A 21,564-nucleotide genomic window follows, 5' to 3' on the forward strand; every position below is an offset into this window, starting at 1 on the left:
CGCAGGCATTCGCCGAAATCCAAAAACAGAAAGGGCGGTCTTCGGGCCGCCCTTTTGCATTGCAGCCTCGGCGAAGCGGGCAGGCCGTCATTTCAAAAGCTGTTGCAAGCACCGCCATCGCAACTAGTATAGGTTGCATCGAGGGGGCTGCCCAAATGGGTCCGTGGCACCGTTTGAATGGCCAGACATGGTGGTCGCTGGGGCTGATCTGCCTGTTGTCGTTCTGTTTCATCGGCGACGCCGCCTTCGCGGCGAATACAAAGAAATCAACGCCCGATCTTGGTCCGACGATGCGGTTCGTCGTCGTCCGCAGCAATGCGCCGGGTTGCGAGCCGACCTGCCCGGAATGGGTATCGGCTGAAGGCTCGATAGAGGCCGGCACGCCGGCGCTGCTCAGACGCACGCTCAAGACGCTCCGCGGCCGAAAATTGCCTGTCGTCGTGGATTCTCCCGGCGGCAACGTCGAGGCGGCGCTGGCGCTTGGCCGGCTGATCCGCAAGAACAAGCTCGATATGGCGGTTGGCAAAACCCGGTTCACCGGCTGCCAGCCGGATGCCAAGGACTGCAAGGAAAACGACGGCAAGAACGCCCGCTATTTCGGCAATCCCTATGCCAACGGCGCCATCTGCAATTCGGCCTGTCCGTTGATGTTTGCCGGCGGCATCAGGCGCGTTGTCGGGCAATGGGCCTATCTCGGCGTCCATCAGATCACCACGACCTATATCCGGACGAAATTGCAGTACCGGACCACCTATCGCGTGGTGAGAGGCAAGAAGAAGATCATCGACAAGAAGGTCATCAGCCGCAAGAACGCGGGCAGCTACAAGACCTACGAGATGAGCAAGGCGTTGGAGAAGAAGCTGGCGGCCTATCTGAAGGAGATGAATGTCGGCCAGGGCGTGCTCGAAGCAATGAAGAACACGCCGGCCAGCGGCATCCAGCAGCTGGTGCCGTACGACATGCTGCAGACGAAGCTCGTCACCAGCCTCGATTCCCTCGACCTGCTGTCCGCGCCGATCATATGCAAGGCAAGTCCGGTGCCGGCGAATTGCCGGGAGATACCGGCAAACAAGGGCGCGGAGCCGGCCGACGTTCCGACGGCCGAAGCCAGGTCCGATGTTCCTCAGTCGGCCGAGGCCGTGCAGTCAAAGGAAGAGGCGGAGATGCGCTTCGCCCTCGTTCGCGGCAGCAACCCGCTCTGCAATCCCGATTGCCCGGAGTGGATTTCGGCGGAAGGCACGATCACCGCCGGGACCCCCGACAGGCTGCGCCAGTTGCTCGACACCCTCAGCGGGCGACGGCTGCCCGTGGTGATCAGCTCGTCGGGAGGCGACGTGCTCGGCGCTCTGGCGGCCGGCCGGTTGATCCGGGAGCACAAGCTCGACGTCGCCGTGGCCCGAACGGATTTTGTCGACTGTGACCCTGGAGCGATGGGCTGCGTCGCCAAGGATGGCGTCCACGCCGGGCTGGATGGCATCCATGCCGGGCTGACCATCGATTCAGGTGGCGAATGCGATTCGGCCTGTGTGATCATGGTCGCCGGCGGTGTCAGGCGCCTTGTCGGCCCCAGTGCGCGTCTCAGCGTTCAATCAATGGGGCAAGCGCAGAAGGTTGAGGCCTATCTCGAAGAGATGGCGATTGACCGGGATCTATTCACCGCAATTCAGCGCCATTCAGTCCTGCGCCAGCTCGAACCTGACACGATGCTGAAATTTGGGCTGACGACGGATACTCAATCGGTGGACGAACTGACGGGCGCAACCATCTGCAGATTGGTGCCGAAGCCCGACAATTGCAGGGTCACGCCGTCGGCCGATGCCGAGGCCGCGACGCCCCCGAAGCTTTAGCATCGCGCCGGCCAGACTGGCCATCGAGGCAGGTTGAGCTCCGCACGGTCCTTCCGCTATCGTCCCTGTCGATCACAATCGAGGATCGGCGATGACCCAGGACGTCCCGACATTGTTCGAATGGGCTGGCGGCATCGAGGCGCTGAACCGGCTGACGCAGACTTTCTACGACAAAGTGGCGTTGGACCCGGTCGTCGGTCCGGTGTTCAAGACCATGTCGCCCGATCATCCTGCCCATGTCGCCGCCTTCATCGGCGAGGTCTTTGGCGGGCCGAAAACCTACAGCGAAAGCCATGGCGGCCACCGTGAGATGGTGATGCATCATCTCGGCAAGCATCTGACCGAGGAACAGCGCCGCCGCTGGATCAACCTTCTCGCTGATGCCGCCGATGAGGTCGGTCTGCCGGGCGATCCGGAATTCCGCTCGGCTTTCATGGCCTATGTCGAATGGGGATCGCGGCTGGCCAAGATGAATTCCAACCTTGGCGAGACCTGCGATCCCGAGACCGAACCGATGCCGGCCTGGGGTTGGGGCGTGCCGGGCGGGCCTTACAAGCCGAGTGGCGATTAACGGGCCGGCTGCGGAACCCCCTGCTTTCCACCGCCTATCCCCGTACGACGCTCTTTACAGAGCGCGCGGAAGCTTTTAGGAAGCGCCTGCGCCGATACGCGCACGATACGGGCATAGCTCAGTTGGTAGAGCGGCGGTCTCCAAAACCGCAGGTCGTAGGTTCGAGCCCTGCTGCCCGTGCCATTCTTCGAAATGGCCAATTCCCGAAAATGCCTGGTTTTCCGCGTCGAGCGTTTGAAAACCGGCGGGTGACTTGCCATATGGAGGCAATTGGGGCATAAGGGCGCCATAGCCGGGACGGGACGACTGGATGGTTCCGAGGCGGCGTTTGGTCATAAAGCGGACACTTGCCACTTGCGTGGATCAAGAATCGGTTTTATGTAGACGAAACAGACACGCGACGCGTGGAGCTGGGAAGCCGGCTTTACGCGTCCGATTTGCATGGGCGAAATGATTGCGCTGATTCGGCGCGGACATGAGGCCCACGCGGCACGTCCCGGCCAGCGGGATCATCCAGGAGACCCGGCCAACGGGTCTTGAAGACAGAGCGGCACATGGCTTCGAAAACCACAAATCCTTTCGTCTTTCTCCAGCAGGTTCGCTCGGAGACCGCCAAGGTGACCTGGCCGTCGCGTCGCGAAACCATGATCTCGACGGTGATGGTCCTCGTATTCGCTCTCATCGCGATGATCTTTTTCTTCAGCGCCGACGTGGCCATGGGCTATGCCATCGAATGGATTCTGAGCCTTGGACGCTAAGTTCGGCGATTACGGAGAAGTCTTGAAATGACTGCGCGGTGGTACATCGTCCACGCCTATTCGAACTTTGAAAAGAAGGTCGCCGAGGACATCGAGAACAAGGCCAAGCAGAAAGGCCTGTCCGCCGACATCGAGCAGATCGTAGTGCCGACCGAGAAGGTCGTCGAGATCCGCCGCGGCCGCAAGGTCGACGCCGAGCGCAAGTTCTTCCCGGGCTATGTGCTCTTGAAGGCCAATCTGACCGACGCGGTGTTCTCGCTGGTGAAGAACACACCGAAGGTCACCGGCTTCCTGGGTGACTCCAAGCCGGTGCCGATCACCGAAGCCGAGGCCCAGCGCATCCTGAACCAGGTGCAGGAAGGCGTCGAGCGGCCCAAGCCCTCGGTTACGTTCGAGATCGGCGAGGCGATCCGCGTTTCGGATGGTCCGTTCGCCTCGTTCAACGGTTTCGTCCAGGAAGTGGACGAGGAGCGGGCGCGGCTCAAGGTGGAAGTTTCGATCTTCGGGCGCGCCGTGCCCGTCGATCTGGAATTCGGACAGGTCGAAAAGGGCTGATCCGAAATCCTTGCTGCCAGTTCGGCGGCAGGGATGGCGGCGTGGAAATCGCGCGGCCAAAAACGGGTGGGAGGCGAATGTGGCTTTAGCCGGCCGCGGGAACCGCACCACCAGACTGCAACCGCCGGTGTTTCCCCGATAGTGGGGCCGGCATGAGAAAAGGCAGGAAGAGAGATGGCTAAGAAAATTGCAGGCCAGCTCAAGCTCCAGGTGAAAGCGGGATCGGCCACGCCGTCTCCCCCGATCGGCCCGGCGCTTGGTCAGCGTGGCATCAACATCATGGAGTTCTGCAAGGCGTTCAACGCGCAGACCCAGGAAATGGAGAAGGGGTCGCCGATCCCGGTCGTCATCACCTACTACCAGGACAAGTCGTTCACCTTCGTCATGAAGACGCCGCCGGTGAGCTATTTCCTGAAGAAGGCCGCGAACCTGACTTCTGGTTCCAAGGAGCCGGGCAAGATCAAGGCCGGCACGATCGGCCGCGACAAGGTGCGTGCCATCGCCGAGCAGAAGATGAAGGACCTGAACGCGAACGACGTCGAGGCGGCCATGCGCATGGTCGAGGGCTCCGCCCGTTCGATGGGCCTGGAAGTGGTGGGCTGAGATCATGGCAAAGATTGCAAAACGCGTATCGAAGACCCGCGAAGGCATCGACCCCAACAAGGCTTACGCCCTCGGTGAGGCGCTGAAGCTGCTCAAGGACCGGTCCACGGTGAAGTTCGACGAGACCATCGAAGTCGCGATGAACCTCGGCGTCGACCCGCGCCATGCCGACCAGATGGTCCGCGGCGTGGTCAACCTGCCGAACGGCACCGGCCGTAGCGTCCGCGTCGCCGTGTTCGCGCGTGGCGACAAGGCCGAGGAAGCCAAGGCGGCCGGCGCCGATATCGTTGGCGCCGAGGATCTGGTCGAGATCGTCCAGAAGGGCACGATCGACTTCGATCGCTGCATCGCCACGCCGGACATGATGCCGCTGGTCGGTCGTCTGGGCAAGGTGCTCGGCCCGCGCGGCATGATGCCGAACCCGAAGGTCGGCACCGTCACCACCGACGTTGCCGCCGCCGTCAAGGCATCGAAGGGCGGCGCCGTCGAGTTCCGCGTCGAGAAGGCTGGCATCGTCCAGGCCGGCGTCGGCAAGGTCTCGTTCGACGTCAAGGCGCTGGAAGAAAACGTCCGTGCCTTCACTGACGCGGTGACCAAGGCAAAGCCGGCTGGCGCCAAGGGCAACTACGTCAAGAAGGTGTCGGTCACCTCGACGATGGGCCCGGGCCTCAAGCTCGACGTCTCGACGCTGGCGGGGTCCTGATACGAATTACCCGGATCGGCCGCTAACGGGCTGATCCGAAAAAGAATTCCGGGCCTCCGATCTATTTTGGCGGCCCGGTGCCCGGAAGTCGAAAGGCTTCCGGACATCCTGTCCGAGATTGCAGGCGGCCCGAGCCTTGGTTTGAAAAGGGGGGGCCTTAATTCATGTGGGCCTGCATGAGACGGGTGAAGACCGGACAACGGAGCCACACGCTCCAATGAAAGGTTCGAACCGTGTTTGCCTTTTGTCTGCGCACTTGCCGGTCAGTCCGTCGGGTGTGGCGAAAGGGGGCAGGATCCTCGAGCGTCGTTCGGGAGATCCGTTACTGGATGGCCCGGCCGGCAAAAGGCAACCCGACGCCTGTCCTCGTGAAAAGGGCAGGGGTCAACTGGAGATAGGCAGTGGACAGAGCGGAAAAACGCGAACTCGTCACGGGCCTGAATGATGCGTTTGCAAGCGCGGGTTCAGTCGTCGTGGCCCACTACGCCGGTATCACCGTCGCGCAAATGAACGACCTTCGGTCGAAAATGCGCGCCGCCGGTGGCACCGTCAAAGTCGCGAAGAACCGTCTCGCCAAAATCGCTCTTCAGGGCACGGACTCCGCATCGATCATCGATCTGTTCAAGGGACAGACGCTGATCGCTTATTCGGAGGATCCGATTGCGGCGCCGAAGGTCGCGTCCGATTTCGCCAAGGGAAATGACAAGCTCGTCATTCTCGGCGGCGCAATGGGCACCACCTCGCTCAACGCCGACGGTGTGAAGGCACTCGCCACACTTCCGTCGCTCGATGAGCTGCGCGCCAGGCTGGTTGGCATGATCGCCACGCCGGCAACCCGGATCGCCCAGATCGTCAATGCGCCTGCGGCTTCGGTCGCGCGCGTCATCGGCGCCTACGCCCGGAAGGACGAGGCGGCATGAGGCCGTTCCTCGCTATCACAAACACACGTTCGAACCTTATGAAGGAATATTCAAATGGCTGATCTCGCAAAGATCGTAGACGACCTTTCGAAGCTGACCGTCCTCGAGGCGGCCGAGCTGTCGAAGCTTCTGGAAGAAAAGTGGGGCGTTTCCGCCGCTGCTCCGGTGGCGGTTGCCGCCGCTGGCGGTGCTGCGGCCGCTGCTGCTCCGGCCGAGGAAAAGACGGAATTCGACGTCGTCCTGACCGAGGTAGGCGCTCAGAAGATCAACGTCATCAAGGAAGTTCGCGCCATCACCGGTCTTGGCCTCAAGGAAGCCAAGGATCTGGTCGAGGCGGCTCCGAAGCCGGTCAAGGAAGCTGTTTCCAAGGCCGACGCGGAGAAGTTCAAGGCCCAGCTCGAAGCAGCCGGCGCCAAGGTCGAACTGAAGTAAGCGTTGGGTATTGGCGGGCGGCCTCGCGCCGTCCGCCACTCCCTTCGCGTGAAGGGAGGCCGTAACGCGAGACGTACGAAAACCTCTTTCCTGAGGGCCTTGAAACCGGCCTTCAGGAAACGGGTTTTCTCCCGTTTTAGCCGACCGCCGACAGGCGGCCGGAGAGCTGATTGAAGGGCCGCCGCCGAGGTGGCCGAGAATGCAAGGCGGGCCGCGGCGAGGCTCGTCCCGAGTTTAGAGCTAAGGAGCGACGATGGCCCAGACCCAGACTTTCAATGGCCGCAGACGCGTACGCAAGTTCTTCGGAAAGATCCCGGAAGTTGCGGAGATGCCGAACCTGATCGAGGTTCAGAAGGCATCCTATGACCAGTTCCTGATGGTGGCGGAGCCCAAGGGCGGGCGTCCTGACGAGGGACTGCAGGCCGTTTTCAGGTCGGTCTTCCCGATTCAGGACTTTTCCGGCTCCTCGATGCTGGAGTTTGTGAAGTACGAGTTCGAAGGACCGAAATTCGACGTTGACGAATGCCGTCAGCGCGACCTGACTTATGCGGCGCCACTGAAGGTGACGCTGCGCCTCATCGTGTTCGATATCGACGAGGATACCGGCGCCAAGTCGATCAAGGACATCAAGGAGCAGGATGTCTACATGGGCGACATGCCGCTCATGACCTTGAACGGCACCTTCATCGTCAACGGCACCGAGCGCGTTATCGTCTCGCAGATGCACCGTTCGCCGGGCGTCTTCTTCGACCACGACAAGGGCAAGTCGCACTCGTCCGGCAAGCTTCTGTTTGCCGCGCGCGTCATCCCCTATCGCGGCTCGTGGCTCGACATCGAGTTCGATAGCAAGGACGTCGTGCACGCCCGCATCGACCGCCGCCGCAAGATTCCGGTGACGTCGCTGCTGATGGCGCTCGGCATGGATGGCGAGGAGATCCTGTCGACCTTTTACAACAAGATCACCTACAAGCGCGCAGGCGACCACTGGCGCATCCCGTTCAACGTCGAGCGTTTCCGCGGCCTCAAGGCCGTCGGCGACCTTGTCGATGCCGACACCGGCGAGATCGTCGTCGAGGCCGGCAAGAAGATCACCGCCCGCCAGGCCAGGGCGCTTGGCGAAAAGGGTCTCAAGGCGATCAAGGCGACCGACGAGGATCTGCTCGGCAACTATCTTGCCGAGGACATCGTCAACTACGCCACCGGCGAGATCTTCCTCGAAGCCGGCGACGAGATCGACGACAAGACGCTGAAGGTGCTGCTCGGCACCGGCGAGGACGAGATCAAGGTTCTCGACATCGACCATGTCAATGTCGGCGCCTATATCCGCAACACGCTCAACGTCGACAAGAACGAGAGCCGCCAGGACGCGCTGTTCGACATCTACCGCGTCATGCGCCCCGGCGAACCGCCGACGCTCGAGACCGCCGAAGCCATGTTCAACTCGCTGTTCTTCGACAGCGAGCGCTATGATTTGTCGGCCGTCGGCCGCGTCAAGATGAACATGCGCCTCGAGCTCAAGGCCGAGGATACCGTGCGCGTGCTGCGCAAGGACGACATCCTGGCCGTGGTCAAGACGCTGGTCGAACTGCGCGACGGCAAGGGCGAGATCGACGACATCGACAATCTCGGCAACCGCCGCGTGCGTTCGGTCGGCGAGCTGATGGAAAATCAGTACCGCGTCGGCCTGCTGCGCATGGAGCGCGCGATCAAGGAGCGTATGTCCTCGATCGAGATCGACACGGTCATGCCGCAGGACCTGATCAACGCCAAGCCGGCGGCCGCCGCAGTGCGCGAGTTCTTCGGCTCCTCGCAGCTGTCGCAGTTCATGGACCAGACCAACCCGCTGTCGGAGATCACCCACAAGCGCAGGCTTTCGGCGCTTGGACCGGGCGGTCTGACCCGTGAGCGCGCCGGCTTCGAGGTGCGCGACGTGCACCCGACGCATTACGGCCGCATCTGCCCGATCGAGACGCCGGAAGGCCCGAATATCGGTCTGATCAACTCGCTGGCCACGTTTGCGCGCGTCAACAAGTACGGCTTCATCGAGAGCCCGTACCGCAAGATCGTCAGCGGCAAGCTGACCAATGAAGTCGTCTATCTCTCGGCGATGGAAGAGGCCAAGCACCATGTCGCGCAGGCCAATGCCGAGCTCGACAAGAATGGCGGTTTCGTCGACGAATTCGTCATTTGCCGCAATGCCGGCGAAGTGATGATGGCGCCGCGCGAAAACGTCGATCTGATGGACGTTTCGCCGAAGCAGATGGTGTCGGTGGCAGCTGCCCTGATCCCGTTCCTCGAGAACGACGACGCCAACCGCGCTCTGATGGGCTCGAACATGCAGCGCCAGGCCGTGCCGTTGGTGCGCGCCGAGGCGCCGTTCGTCGGCACCGGCATGGAGCCGATCGTCGCCCGCGACTCGGGCGCCGCCATCGGCGCTCGTCGCGGCGGCGTCGTCGACCAGGTGGACGCGACGCGTATCGTCATTCGCGCCACCGAGGATCTCGATCCCGGCAAGTCCGGCGTCGACATCTACCGGCTGATGAAGTTCCAGCGTTCGAACCAGAACACCTGCATCAACCAGCGTCCGCTGGTGCGCATGGGCGACCTGGTCAACAAGGGCGACATCATTGCCGACGGTCCGTCGACGGAGCTCGGCGATCTGGCGCTCGGCCGCAACGTGCTGGTCGCGTTCATGCCGTGGAACGGCTACAACTACGAGGACTCCATCCTCTTGTCCGAGCGCATCGTCGCCGACGACGTCTTCACCTCGATCCACATCGAGGAGTTCGAGGTCATGGCGCGCGACACCAAGCTCGGTCCGGAGGAAATCACGCGCGATATTCCCAACGTCTCGGAAGAAGCGCTGAAGAACCTCGACGAAGCCGGCATCGTCTATATCGGCGCGGAAGTGCAGCCGGGCGACATCCTGGTCGGCAAGATCACGCCGAAGGGCGAAAGCCCGATGACGCCGGAGGAAAAGCTGCTGCGCGCCATCTTCGGCGAAAAGGCCTCTGACGTGCGCGACACTTCCATGCGCATGCCTCCGGGAACCTTCGGCACCGTCGTCGAAGTGCGTGTCTTCAATCGTCACGGCGTCGAGAAGGACGAGCGCGCCATGGCGATCGAGCGCGAGGAGATCGAACGCCTCGCCAAGGACCGCGACGACGAGCAGGCGATCCTAGACCGCAACGTCTATTCGCGCCTTTCCGACGTTCTCGTCGGCAAGGAAGCGATTGCCGGGCCGAAGGGGTTCAAGAAGGGCTCGAAGCTGTCGAAGGACACGCTCGACGAGTATCCGCGTTCGCAATGGTGGCAGTTTGCCGTGGAGAACGAAAAGCTCCAGAGCGAACTGGAGGCGCTCCGTGGCCAGTACGACGATTCCAAGAAGGCGCTTGAACAGCGCTTCATGGACAAGGTCGAGAAGGTGCAGCGCGGCGACGAGATGCCTCCCGGCGTCATGAAGATGGTCAAGGTCTTCGTGGCCGTGAAGCGCAAGATGCAGCCCGGCGACAAGATGGCCGGCCGGCACGGCAACAAGGGTGTCGTGTCGCGCATCGTTCCGGTCGAGGACATGCCTTTCCTCGAGGACGGCACGCATGCCGATATCGTGCTCAACCCGCTGGGTGTGCCGAGCCGCATGAATGTCGGCCAGATCCTGGAAACGCATCTGGGCTGGGCTTGCGCCGGCATGGGCAGGAAGATCGGCGATCTGATCGACGCTTACAAGACAGCCGGCGATATCAAGCCGCTGCGCAAGACGCTCGAAAGCTTCATCCCGGCCAACGACCGCAACGAGCCGGTCCGCGACTATGACGACGAGAGCATCGTTCGCCTTAGCGAGCAGATGCGCCGCGGCGTCTCCATCGCGACCCCGGTGTTCGACGGCGCGCATGAGGCCGACATCAACATCATGCTGGAGCAGGCGGGCCTGCACACCAGCGGTCAGTCGCAGCTTTATGACGGTCGCACCGGCGAGCCGTTCGATCGCAAGGTGACGATGGGCTACATATATATGCTCAAGCTTCACCACCTTGTGGACGACAAGATCCACGCGCGTTCGATCGGACCGTACTCGCTCGTTACCCAGCAGCCGCTGGGCGGCAAGGCGCAGTTCGGCGGCCAGCGCTTCGGCGAAATGGAGGTCTGGGCGCTCGAAGCGTACGGTGCCGCCTATACGCTGCAGGAAATGCTGACGGTGAAGTCGGACGACGTCGCCGGCCGCACCAAGGTCTACGAGGCGATCGTCAGAGGCGACGACACGTTCGAGGCCGGCATTCCGGAGAGCTTCAACGTTCTGGTCAAGGAAATGCGGTCTCTCGGCCTCAATGTCGAACTGGAGAACACCAAGCTCGACGACAACCCGATCCGGCTGCCCGACGCGGCCGAGTAAGCAAGACATCCTGTCGCGGGAGCCTTCCCGCGACAGGCTGCACCAATTCTTCGGCCAGTGGCCGACCAAGTCGGCGGGCGTTTTGCCCGCGCTAGATGCAAGGGGTTTTCGAGGACCCCGAAAAGGAGAACGGCATGAACCAAGAGGTCATGAATCTCTTCAATCCACAGGCGCCGGCGCAGGTGTTCGATTCCATCCGGATTTCGCTCGCCAGCCCTGAGAAGATTCTGTCCTGGTCGTTCGGCGAGATCAAGAAGCCGGAGACCATCAACTACCGCACCTTCAAGCCGGAGCGCGACGGCCTGTTCTGCGCGCGCATTTTCGGCCCGATCAAGGACTATGAGTGCCTGTGCGGCAAGTACAAGCGCATGAAGTACAAGGGCGTCATCTGCGAGAAGTGCGGCGTGGAAGTCACGCTGTCGCGCGTCCGCCGCGAGCGCATGGGCCATATCGAGCTCGCCGCGCCCGTCGCCCATATCTGGTTCCTGAAGTCGCTGCCCTCGCGCATCGGCACGCTGCTCGACATGACGCTGAAGGACATCGAGCGCGTCCTCTACTTCGAGAACTACATCGTCACCGAGCCCGGCTTGACCGCGCTGAAGGAGCACCAGCTCCTCGGCGAGGAAGAGTACATGCTTGCCGTCGACGAGTATGGCGAGGATAGTTTCACCGCCATGATCGGCGCCGAGGCCATTCACGACCTTCTGGCCGGCATGGATCTGGAGAAGATCGCCGGCGACCTGCGTTCGGAGCTGGCTTCGACCACGTCCGAGCTGAAGCAGAAGAAGTATCTGAAGCGGCTCAAGGTCGTCGAAAACTTCATGGAGTCCGGCAACCGCCCGGAATGGATGATCATGAAGGTGGTTCCGGTGATCCCGCCGGACCTGCGTCCGCTTGTCCCGCTGGACGGCGGCCGTTTCGCCACGTCCGACCTCAACGATCTCTATCGCCGCGTCATCAACCGCAACAACCGCCTGAAGCGGCTGATCGAGCTGCGCGCGCCCGGCATCATCGTGCGCAATGAAAAGCGCATGCTGCAGGAAGCCGTCGATGCGCTGTTCGACAACGGCCGCCGCGGCCGCGTCATCACCGGCGCCAACAAGCGTCCGCTGAAGTCGCTGTCCGACATGCTCAAGGGCAAGCAGGGCCGGTTCCGCCAGAACCTGCTCGGCAAGCGCGTCGACTATTCCGGCCGCTCGGTCATCGTCACCGGTCCGGAGCTCAAGCTGCACCAGTGCGGCCTGCCGAAGAAGATGGCGCTCGAACTGTTCAAGCCCTTCATCTACGCCCGCCTCGACGCCAAGGGTTATTCCTCGACCGTCAAGCAGGCCAAGAAGCTGGTCGAGAAGGAGCGTCCGGAGGTTTGGGATATCCTCGACGAGGTCATCCGCGAGCATCCGGTGCTGTTGAACCGCGCTCCGACGCTGCACCGCCTCGGCATCCAAGCGTTCGAGCCGATCCTGATCGAGGGCAAGGCGATCCAGCTGCACCCGCTGGTCTGCACGGCCTTCAACGCCGACTTCGACGGCGACCAGATGGCCGTGCACGTGCCGCTGTCGCTGGAAGCGCAGCTTGAAGCCCGCGTGCTGATGATGTCGACCAACAACATCCTGCACCCGGCTTCCGGCGCGCCGATCATCGTGCCGTCGCAGGACATGGTTCTCGGTCTCTACTATCTCTCGATCGTCAATCAGAACGAGCCGGGCGAGGGCATGGTGTTTGCCGACATGGGCGAGCTCCAGCACGCGCTGGAGACCAAGGCGGTGACGCTGCATTCCAAGATCAAGGGCCGCTTCCGCACGGTCGACGCCGAAGGCAATGTCGTATCGAAGATCCATGACACCACGCCTGGCCGCATGATCATCGGCGAACTGCTGCCGAAGAACGTCAACGTGCCTTACGAGACGGCCAACCAGGAGATGACCAAGAAGAACATCTCCAAGATGATCGACACCGTCTACCGCCATTGCGGTCAGAAGGAGACGGTCATTTTCTGCGACCGCATCATGGCGCTCGGCTTCAGCCACGCCTGCCGCGCCGGCATTTCGTTCGGCAAGGACGACATGCTGATCCCGGACGCCAAGATCAAGTTGGTCTCCGACACCGAGGCTTTGGCCAAGGAATACGAGCAGCAGTACAATGACGGCCTGATCACGCAGGGCGAGAAGTACAACAAGGTCGTCGACGCCTGGGCCAAGTGCTCGGAAAAGGTCGCCGACGAGATGATGGCCCGCATCAAGGCGGTCGAGTTCGAGGACAATGGCCGTCAAAAGCCGATGAACTCGATCTACATGATGTCGCACTCCGGTGCGCGCGGCTCGCCCACCCAGATGCGCCAGCTCGCCGGCATGCGCGGCCTGATGGCCAAGCCTTCGGGTGAAATCATCGAGACGCCGATCATCTCGAACTTCAAGGAAGGCCTGACCGTGCTCGAGTACTTCAACTCGACCCACGGCGCCCGCAAGGGTCTGGCAGACACCGCCTTGAAGACGGCGAATTCGGGTTACCTCACCCGTCGTCTGGTCGACGTGGCGCAGGACTGCATCGTCAACTCGCTCGACTGCGGCACCGACAAGGGCCTCACCATGCAGCCGATCGTCGATGCAGGCCAGGTCGTCGCTTCCGTCGGCCAGCGCGTGCTCGGCCGTACGTCGCTCGACGACATCACCCATCCGGTGTCGGGCGAGGTTCTGGTCAAGGCCGGAACGCTGATGGACGAGCGTGACGTGGAACAGATCGAAAAGGCCGGCGTCCAGTCGGTCCGCATCCGTTCGGCGCTGACCTGCGAGGTCAGGATCGGCGTCTGCGCGGTCTGCTACGGACGCGATCTGGCCCGCGGCACCCCGGTCAACCAGGGCGAAGCCGTCGGCGTCATCGCGGCGCAGTCGATCGGCGAGCCGGGCACCCAGCTCACCATGCGTACCTTCCACATGGGCGGCACGGCGCAGGTGGTGGACAGCTCGTTCCTTGAAGCCTCGTATGAGGGCAAGGTCGAGATCCGCAACCGCAACGTGGTGCGCAACTCCGACGGCCAGCAGATGGTCATGGGCCGCAACATGGCGGTGCTGATCCTCGACGAGGCCGGCAAGGAGCGCGCCACGCACCGCGTCACCTATGGTTCGCGCATCTTCGTGGACGATGGCGACAAGGTGAAGCGCGGCCAGCGCATCGCCGAGTGGGATCCCTATACCCGCCCGATCCTCACCGAAATCGAGGGCAAGGTGGCGTTCGAGGATCTGGTCGACGGCATTTCCGTTCAGGAAACGGCCGACGAATCGACCGGCATCACCAAGCGCGAGGTCATCGACTGGCGTTCGACGCCACGCGGCAACGACCTCAAGCCGGCGATCGTCGTCCAGGACGCCAAGGGCAAGGTCGGCAAGCTGTCGAAGGGCGGCGACGCCCGCTTCCTGCTCTCGGTCGAGGCCATTCTTTCGGTCGAGCCGGGCGCGCATGTGAAACCCGGCGACGTGCTGGCGCGTATCCCGATGGAAAGCGCCAAGACCAAGGACATCACCGGCGGTCTGCCGCGTGTTGCCGAACTGTTCGAGGCACGCCGCCCGAAGGATCACGCCATCATCGCCGAGATCGATGGCACGATCCGCTTCGGCCGCGACTACAAGAACAAGCGCCGCATCATCATCGAGCCGCATGACTCGACGCTTGAGCCGGTCGAATACCTGATCCCGAAGGGCAAGCCGTTCCATCTCCAGGACGGCGACGTCATCGAGAAGGGCGACTACATCCTCGACGGCAATCCGGCGCCGCACGACATCCTGGCGATCAAGGGCGTGGAGGCGCTTGCCTCCTACCTCGTCAACGAGATCCAGGAAGTCTACCGCCTGCAGGGCGTGCAGATCAACGACAAGCACATCGAGGTGATCGTTCGCCAAATGCTGCAGAAGGTCGAGATCACCGTGCAGGGCGACTCGACCTACATTCCGGGCGACCACGTCGACGTGATCGAGCTGGAAGAGGTCAACGAGCGCCTGGTCGAGGACGGCAAGAAGCCGGCCGAAGGCCAGCCGGTGCTGCTTGGCATCACCAAGGCCTCGCTGCAGACGCCGTCCTTCATCTCGGCCGCCTCCTTCCAGGAGACGACAAGGGTGCTGACGGAAGCTGCGGTTGCCGGCAAGACCGACATGCTGCAGGGCTTGAAGGAAAACGTCATCGTCGGCCGGCTGATCCCGGCCGGCACCGGCGGCACGATGAGCCAGATCCGGCGCATCGCGACTTCGCGCGACGAACTGATCATCGACGAGCGCCGCAAGGCCTCGGGCGTCGAGGTCGCCGAGCCGATGCTGACCGACATGGTCACCGCCGCGCAGTAAGCGCGACGGTACAGATCTCAGGCAACGAAGCCGTCGGGGCAACCCGGCGGCTTTTTCGTTATGGCGCTAGCGGATTGATTTCTCGAATCGAAGCAGATCACCCGGTTCGCATTCGAGGTAGTCGCAGATGCGTTCCAGCGTCTCGAACCGGATGCCTTTGACCTTCCCCTGTTTCAGGAGGGAAAGATTGGCTTCGGTGATACCGACATATTCGGCCAAATCCTTCGACTTCACATTTCGCTCGGCGAGGACGACGTTGAGGCTGACCCGTATGGGCATGAGCGGATCCTCAGATGAACTGTGCGTTTTCTTCCGCCAGTACGGACGCCTCGGTCATGACCCAGGCGATCACCGCGATGATGCCCGCCGCCAGCAGCGTCAGCATCGTGTCGCTGCCAAAACCAAACGTCAGCCGATGCTGGCCGGCAGGCGCATCCCAGCTCAGAAGAACAGACAACGCAGCCGCCGAGAATGGCTTCAGCAACGCTGATGCAAGCAAACCCAAGGCAAAGTTCCGCAGGCCTTTGATGGCGTCCGGGCCGAAGAAATTCCCGACGGCAAAGGCGCCAAAGCAGCGTCTGGCCGCCATGAGCGCGAGGATCAGGCAAGAGAGCGGCGCGAACGAGATCGCGAAACCCGCCGCTCTTCGGCCGGCGCCTAGACGGGTCAGCCACTCCAGCGGAATCTGTGCGCCCGTCGCGATCGAGGCTGTGGATGCGGTGAGCCAATAGAACAGCAAGCCGAGGGTCAGCAGGGCGGCCAGCACGACACAGCATCTCCCCAGCATCAGGCTGAAAAACCGGATGCGGCTCAGCCTTGCCCAGCGAGCCAGATCTGCGGTCTCGACGACAGATTCAACCATGGATAGCCCCACTCGTGGATAAAAATTATCGTTTTACAATAATAAATTTATGCGCAATGATGCCTCCTGTCAAGACGACACTGAAACAGGAGAGCCCAATGCCTTTCTTTCATCGCAAGACTGCACTCGCCATTGTCGGTGCCGCGGCCACGCTCATGCAGCCTTTTGCGGCCACCGCCCTCCCGTCGACCGCGAAAGGCCAGATCTCTGTCGGGCAGGTGATGGAAATGATCGAAAAGGCCGACTCGAGTCCGACTGCAAGGCAGACGCTGGTGGCCTATGTCGCGGGGGTTGGCGAAGCGGCCGGCGTAATGGTCGATACAATCGGCAACGGTGGCTCACGCATCGTTTCTTGCAAGAACGCGTTCAGGCTCGACACGGGGTCTGTGCGCGCCGCCCTGAAAACAGGTGCTCCACGCCAAAGCACATGGTCTGAAACGCCGGCTACGCCACTGATCGTTGCCGATATGGTCAAGCGCGCCGGTTGCCGAATCAAGAATTGAGAGGGCAATCCGCCGGATCCTCACAGGCCTTGGGCCATCGAGCGAAAAACAGTTCTTGGTGAACATCATTGCGAGCGCCGCAAGAATGCGGCGCTCGACCACCCGCCGGTTCAGTCGAAAAACGCCTCAACCATATTGCGCTTGCCGAGCATGAAGGCGTCGGCGACATGCTGGAGGGGCGCGAGATCGACGTCGGAGACGCCGGCCCGCACGATCTCGGCGAAGCGCGTGTAGAGCATCGGATATTCCGCTTCCGGCTCGTCATGAACGACTTTGCCGTCGATGGCGAGTTTCGAGCCGCCGCCGGAAAGCACCATCGCGCCCTTGTCGGTCTCGGCCAGGATGTCCCAGCTTTGCGGGCCGGTCTGAAGCCAGTCGAGTTCCATCGTCACCGGCAATCCGTTCGAGGTGCGGAAGGTAACGTGTGCCGCGACCGGGGACGCGCGGTTTTCGGGAAAATCCAGGACCGCCGAGGTGATGAACATCGCCGGCAGGATGTGCGTGGCGATCGACAGCGCGTTGATGCCGGGATCGAAGACGCCGAAGCCGCCCGGAGCCCAGATCCATTCCTGGTTCGGGTGCCAGCGGCGCACGTCTTCCTTCCAGTTGATGGCGGCCGATTTGATTTTGACCGAACCAAGGAACGCGCGCGCGGCCTCGACCGCGGGCGCATAGCGCGAATGCCAGCTGGCGAACAGCGAAACACCTTGTCGCTCCGCCAGTGCTTTCAGGTCTTCGACCTCGCTGACCGTGGCGCCGGGCGGCTTTTCCAGGAACACGTGTTTTTTCGCTGCGAGCGCCGTTCGCGCGGCGTCGTAGCGGAACTGCGGCGGCATGCAGAGCGAGACGGCCTCAAGCTCCGGCACCGCCTCGAGCATCGCCTCGATGGTTGGAAAGTTCGGGATGTCGTCGACCTTGCCGTGCCGGCTGGCGGCAGCGACGAGGCGATAGGTCGGATCCTTCGCCACGGCGGGAAGATGCTGGTCGCGGACGATCTTTCCCACCCCGACGATGCCGAGTCTGATGGGACCGCTGTTCGAGGACATGGGAACTCCGAGGATTTCGAAAACGCGCGTGGTTTCTTGGCAGGGATGCTTCTTAGCAGAGAACCGATCCCGGGCAAGCTGCGGGAGACCGGCACGGCGGCCGTGGCGACAGCCTCCGCGGCCACATTGCCTCCCGGTCAGATAGGCGCCCTGCTTCAGACTGCGACGTCGAAGGTGACGATCGACACTTCGCCTTCGAGCGCGCCCTGGAAGGCAGACAGATGCGGCTCTTCGTCGGGCACGCCGTCCATGTCGCCGATCTGGTCGAGTTCGGCTTCGGCATAGCCTTCGGCCGCAAGCGATTCGAGCGCCCGGCGCACCGCCGAATCGTCGTCGGGCGCGACCAGCATGACGTGGACGCCTTCCGGCTTGCCGCCCTTCCTCTTCCACACCCGGCCGGTGATGATGGTGACCGGGCGCTCCTCATTGTCGTTCACGGGCCGATTCCTCCGGTGCAGGGTTTGGCGGGCGAGGGGATTTGCACTGTTCATGCCGCCTTTTCGCATGAAGCATCGCCACGCAACAGCCAGAAGCAGGTCACTTTCTTCCCTGCCCTTGCAAAATGGCGAAAGAAAATTACATGCGTTTTTCGCATGGCTGCCAAGCCTTCGTTTGCGCGCAATATTTGGCGCCGCGGGGTTGACGGCCAACGGGCTTGCGAGTAGAAGCCGGCCAGTCAGAACCGATGTGAGGCTCTCGCTTCCGAAGCGACACGCTTTGGAGTTTGCCTCAAACAGGGTTCGTTTTACGAGCGAAAAGACATTTCCGGCGTGCATGAAGCGGCTTCCGCTTCCTCTGCCATTTGTTCGGGCAAGACCGCGAGGCGCGGTTTGTGGCCCGAATTCGCGTATGGAAATGACGCTTTGAGCGGCCCTGACCGGGCGAGACACGGAATTGAGAGACAAGAGGGTTTAATGCCTACCGTCAACCAGCTGATCCGCAAGCCGCGCATTGCGCCGGTGAAGCGCAACAAGGTCCCGGCCATGCAGCAGAACCCGCAGAAGCGGGGCGTCTGCACGCGCGTCTACACCACGACGCCGAAGAAGCCGAACTCGGCGCTGCGCAAGGTGGCCAAGATCCGCCTGACCAATGGTTTTGAAGTGATCGGTTACATCCCCGGCGAAGGCCACAACCTTCAGGAACACTCCGTGGTCATGATCCGCGGCGGCCGCGTCAAGGATCTTCCGGGCGTGCGCTACCATATCATTCGCGGCGTGCTCGACACGCAAGGTGTGAAGAACCGCAAGCAGCGCCGTTCGAAATACGGTGCAAAGCGTCCGAAGTAAGGTTTTCCGGCTTCGGCGCTTTTTTTGACTGCGCCGGGCTATGAGAGATTGAGAGACAAAAGCCATGTCCCGTCGTCACAGTGCAGAAAAGCGTGAGATCAATCCGGACCCGAAGTTCGGCGATCTGATCGTCACCAAGTTCATGAACGCCGTCATGTATGATGGCAAGAAGTCGGTTGCCGAGACCATCGTCTATGGCGCGCTCGACCAGGTCCAGACCAAGACCAAGCAGGAGCCGGTCACCGTCTTCCACCAGGCGCTCGATAATGTCGCGCCGCATGTGGAAGTGCGTTCGCGCCGCGTCGGCGGCGCCACCTACCAGGTTCCGGTCGATGTGCGCCCCGAGCGCCGTCAGGCATTGGCCATCCGCTGGCTGATCGCCGCCGCCCGCAACCGCAATGAGACCACCATGGTCGACCGCCTCTCCGGCGAGCTGATGGACGCGGCCAACAACCGCGGCACCGCCGTCAAGAAGCGTGAAGACACCCACAAGATGGCAGAAGCCAACCGCGCCTTCGCGCACTACCGCTGGTAAAGCGCGAACGAGACTGAGAGGCAGCTACGATGGCCCGCGAATATAAAATCGAAGACTACCGCAATTTCGGTATCATGGCGCATATCGACGCCGGCAAGACGACGACCACCGAGCGCGTCCTCTATTACACGGGCAAGTCGCACAAGATCGGCGAAGTCCATGACGGCGCTGCCACCATGGACTGGATGGAGCAGGAGCAGGAGCGCGGCATCACCATCACGTCCGCCGCGACCACGACCTTCTGGAAGGGTCGTGACGGCAAGATGTACCGCTTCAACATCATCGACACCCCCGGCCACGTCGACTTCACCATTGAGGTCGAGCGGTCGCTGCGCGTGCTCGACGGCGCCATTGCGCTGCTCGATGCCAACGCCGGTGTCGAGCCACAGACGGAAACCGTCTGGCGCCAGGCCGACAAGTACCGCGTTCCGCGCATGATCTTCTGCAACAAGATGGATAAGATCGGCGCCGACTTTTACCGCTCGGTCGAGATGATCGGCTCGCGCCTCGGTGCGCATGCCGTCGTCATGCAGCTGCCGATCGGCGCCGAGACCGAGTTCAAGGGTGTTGTCGACCTCGTCGAGATGAACGCGCTGGTCTGGCGCGACGAAACGCTGGGCGCTGCCTGGGACGTCGTCGAGATCCCGGCCGACCTTAGGGCACGTGCGGAAGAATACCGCGAGAAGATGATCGAGGCCGCCGTCGAAATGGACGAGACGGCGCTCGAGAATTACCTCGAAGGCAAGATGCCGTCGAATGACGAGATCCGCGCGCTGATCCGCAAGGGCACCATCGCGGTGAAGTTCTATCCGATGTTCTGTGGCTCGGCCTTCAAGAACAAGGGCGTGCAGCCGCTGCTCGACGCCGTCGTCGAATATCTGCCGTCGCCGGCCGATGTTCCGGCCATCAAGGGCGTCGACGCCAAGACCGACGCCGAGATCGAGCGTCATGCCGACGACAACGAGCCGCTGTCGATGCTCGCCTTCAAGATCATGAACGACCCGTTCGTTGGTTCGCTCACCTTTGCCCGCATCTATTCGGGCAAGCTCACCAAGGGCATCTCGGTCGACAACACCGTCAAGGGCAAGAAAGAGCGCATCGGCCGCATGCTGCAGATGCATGCGAACTCGCGCGCCGACGTCGAAGAGGCTTTTGCCGGCGACATCGTCGCCCTTGCCGGCCTCAAGGACACGACCACTGGCGACACGCTCAGCGATCCGCTGCATCCGGTCATCCTCGAGCGCATGGAATTCCCCGATCCGGTCATCCAGATCGCCATTGAGCCGAAGACCAAGAACGACCAGGAAAAGATGGGCCTCGCCCTTCACCGCCTAGCCGCTGAGGATCCGTCCTTCCGCGTCAAGACCGACGAGGAAAGCGGCCAGACGATCATTTCGGGCATGGGCGAACTTCACCTCGACATCATCGTCGACCGCATGCGTCGCGAGTTCAAGGTCGAGGCCAATGTCGGCGCGCCGCAGGTGGCCTATCGCGAGACGATCACCCGCAAGCACGAGCAGGACTACACGCACAAGAAGCAGACCGGCGGTACCGGTCAGTTCGCTCGCGTCAAGATCCTCTTCGAGCCGAATCCGGAAAGCAGCGAATTCCAGTTCGAAACCAAGATCGTCGGCGGCGCAGTGCCGAAGGAATACATCCCCGGTGTCGAAAAGGGCATCAACAGCGTCATGACCTCCGGCCCGTTCGCGGGCTTCCCGATGATCGGCGTCAAGGCGACGCTCATCGACGGCGCCTACCACGATGTCGACTCCTCGGTGCTCGCCTTCGAAATCGCCGGCCGCGCCTGCTTCCGTGAAGCTGCGCCCAAGCTTGGCGTGCAGCTGCTCGAGCCGATCATGAAGGTCGAGGTGGTGACGCCGGAAGATTATGTCGGCAGCGTCATCGGCGATCTGAACGGCCGTCGTGGCCAGATCCAGGGTCAGGAAGCCCGTGGTGTGGCCGTGGTCATCAACGCCATGGTGCCGCTCGCCAACATGTTCAAGTACGTCGACAATCTGCGCTCGATGAGCCAGGGCCGCGCTGCCTACACGATGCAGTTCGACCATTACGAGCCGGTCCCTACGGCGGTGGCCCAGGAAGTCCAGAAGAAGTACGCGTAAGAATGCCTTGAGCCACCGGAGACGCAATTCTTGCGCGTTTCCGGGACGGATAGAGCGAATATCAATTTCCCCGAGCGGGACGAGTAAGACGGAGAACCACAG

General features: G+C 62.2%; 18 protein-coding genes and 1 tRNA gene. 15 read left to right on the top strand and 4 right to left on the bottom strand.

Features of this window, described 5'->3' with window-relative positions:
* Window positions 1-155: 155 nt before the first annotated feature.
* The 11 genes from MESS4_RS17100 (at window position 156) to rpoC (ending at window position 15,110) form a co-directional block, all read left to right on the top strand.
* A complete protein-coding gene (locus MESS4_RS17100; RefSeq protein ID WP_006333324.1) occupies window positions 156-1,847 on the top strand; it encodes a hypothetical protein in 1,692 nt (563 codons plus the stop codon).
* 91 nt (window positions 1,848-1,938) lie between these two features.
* Entirely contained in the window at window positions 1,939-2,418 is a 480-nt protein-coding gene (locus MESS4_RS17105) for a group II truncated hemoglobin (protein ID WP_006333326.1), read from the top strand.
* A 107-nt stretch (window positions 2,419-2,525) separates the two neighbouring features.
* Window positions 2,526-2,601 (top strand) — tRNA-Trp (locus MESS4_RS17110).
* A gap of 371 nt (window positions 2,602-2,972) precedes the next feature.
* Complete coding sequence (gene secE, locus MESS4_RS17115) at window positions 2,973-3,176, top strand: preprotein translocase subunit SecE (RefSeq protein WP_006333330.1); 204 nt, start codon at window positions 2,973-2,975, stop codon at window positions 3,174-3,176.
* A 27-nt stretch (window positions 3,177-3,203) separates the two neighbouring features.
* Window positions 3,204-3,731, top strand: a complete 528-nt coding sequence (nusG, locus tag MESS4_RS17120; RefSeq protein ID WP_006333333.1) for a transcription termination/antitermination protein NusG — start codon at window positions 3,204-3,206, stop codon at window positions 3,729-3,731.
* A gap of 174 nt (window positions 3,732-3,905) precedes the next feature.
* The gene (gene rplK, locus MESS4_RS17125) at window positions 3,906-4,334 is read left to right on the top strand and encodes a 50S ribosomal protein L11 (protein ID WP_006333334.1); all 429 of its coding nucleotides are present in this window, start codon (window positions 3,906-3,908) and stop codon (window positions 4,332-4,334) included.
* A gap of 4 nt (window positions 4,335-4,338) precedes the next feature.
* The gene (gene rplA / locus MESS4_RS17130; RefSeq protein WP_006333335.1) at window positions 4,339-5,037 is read left to right on the top strand and encodes a 50S ribosomal protein L1; all 699 of its coding nucleotides are present in this window, start codon (window positions 4,339-4,341) and stop codon (window positions 5,035-5,037) included.
* A 401-nt stretch (window positions 5,038-5,438) separates the two neighbouring features.
* Window positions 5,439-5,957, top strand: a complete 519-nt coding sequence (gene rplJ / locus MESS4_RS17135; RefSeq protein WP_006333336.1) for a 50S ribosomal protein L10 — start codon at window positions 5,439-5,441, stop codon at window positions 5,955-5,957.
* Between the two features lie 54 nt (window positions 5,958-6,011).
* Window positions 6,012-6,389, top strand: coding sequence for a 50S ribosomal protein L7/L12 (rplL, locus tag MESS4_RS17140; protein WP_006333337.1), 378 nt, complete (start codon window positions 6,012-6,014; stop codon window positions 6,387-6,389).
* 253 nt (window positions 6,390-6,642) lie between these two features.
* Window positions 6,643-10,779, top strand: coding sequence for a DNA-directed RNA polymerase subunit beta (rpoB, locus tag MESS4_RS17145; RefSeq protein ID WP_006333338.1), 4,137 nt, complete (start codon window positions 6,643-6,645; stop codon window positions 10,777-10,779).
* A 134-nt stretch (window positions 10,780-10,913) separates the two neighbouring features.
* Window positions 10,914-15,110: a DNA-directed RNA polymerase subunit beta' gene (rpoC, locus tag MESS4_RS17150; RefSeq protein ID WP_006333339.1), complete on the top strand. Its 4,197-nt coding sequence runs from the start codon at window positions 10,914-10,916 to the stop codon at window positions 15,108-15,110.
* A 66-nt stretch (window positions 15,111-15,176) separates the two neighbouring features.
* On the opposite strand, the gene MESS4_RS17155 is transcribed toward rpoC, so the two are convergent.
* Window positions 15,177-15,389, bottom strand: coding sequence for a helix-turn-helix transcriptional regulator (locus MESS4_RS17155; protein WP_006333341.1), 213 nt, complete (start codon window positions 15,387-15,389; stop codon window positions 15,177-15,179).
* Between the two features lie 10 nt (window positions 15,390-15,399).
* Window positions 15,400-15,972: a DUF2975 domain-containing protein gene (locus tag MESS4_RS17160; RefSeq protein ID WP_006333347.1), complete on the bottom strand. Its 573-nt coding sequence runs from the start codon at window positions 15,970-15,972 to the stop codon at window positions 15,400-15,402.
* Window positions 15,973-16,070: 98 nt separating this feature from the next.
* Here MESS4_RS17160 and MESS4_RS17165 point away from each other — a divergent pair, with 98 nt between their 5' ends.
* Entirely contained in the window at window positions 16,071-16,475 is a 405-nt protein-coding gene (locus MESS4_RS17165) for a hypothetical protein (RefSeq protein ID WP_006333348.1), read from the top strand.
* 110 nt (window positions 16,476-16,585) lie between these two features.
* On the opposite strand, the gene MESS4_RS17170 is transcribed toward MESS4_RS17165, so the two are convergent.
* Window positions 16,586-17,521 carry a Gfo/Idh/MocA family oxidoreductase gene (locus MESS4_RS17170; RefSeq protein ID WP_006333349.1) on the bottom strand — a complete coding sequence of 312 codons (936 nt, stop codon included), beginning with the start codon at window positions 17,519-17,521 and terminating at the stop codon, window positions 16,586-16,588.
* A 155-nt stretch (window positions 17,522-17,676) separates the two neighbouring features.
* Entirely contained in the window at window positions 17,677-17,958 is a 282-nt protein-coding gene (locus tag MESS4_RS17175; protein WP_006333350.1) for a hypothetical protein, read from the bottom strand.
* A gap of 477 nt (window positions 17,959-18,435) precedes the next feature.
* On the opposite strand from MESS4_RS17175, the gene rpsL reads away from it, so the two are divergent.
* The 3 genes from rpsL to fusA all read left to right on the top strand — a co-directional run bounded on the left by rpsL (window position 18,436) and on the right by fusA (window position 21,462).
* A complete protein-coding gene (gene rpsL, locus MESS4_RS17180; protein WP_006333356.1) occupies window positions 18,436-18,807 on the top strand; it encodes a 30S ribosomal protein S12 in 372 nt (123 codons plus the stop codon).
* A gap of 64 nt (window positions 18,808-18,871) precedes the next feature.
* Window positions 18,872-19,342: a 30S ribosomal protein S7 gene (rpsG, locus tag MESS4_RS17185; protein ID WP_006333358.1), complete on the top strand. Its 471-nt coding sequence runs from the start codon at window positions 18,872-18,874 to the stop codon at window positions 19,340-19,342.
* Between the two features lie 29 nt (window positions 19,343-19,371).
* Window positions 19,372-21,462: an elongation factor G gene (gene fusA / locus MESS4_RS17190; RefSeq protein WP_006333360.1), complete on the top strand. Its 2,091-nt coding sequence runs from the start codon at window positions 19,372-19,374 to the stop codon at window positions 21,460-21,462.
* Window positions 21,463-21,564: the final 102 nt, after the last annotated feature.

The organism is Mesorhizobium sp. STM 4661 (assembly GCF_000359125.1).
In the GTDB taxonomy this organism is placed as follows: Bacteria; Pseudomonadota; Alphaproteobacteria; order Rhizobiales; family Rhizobiaceae; genus Mesorhizobium.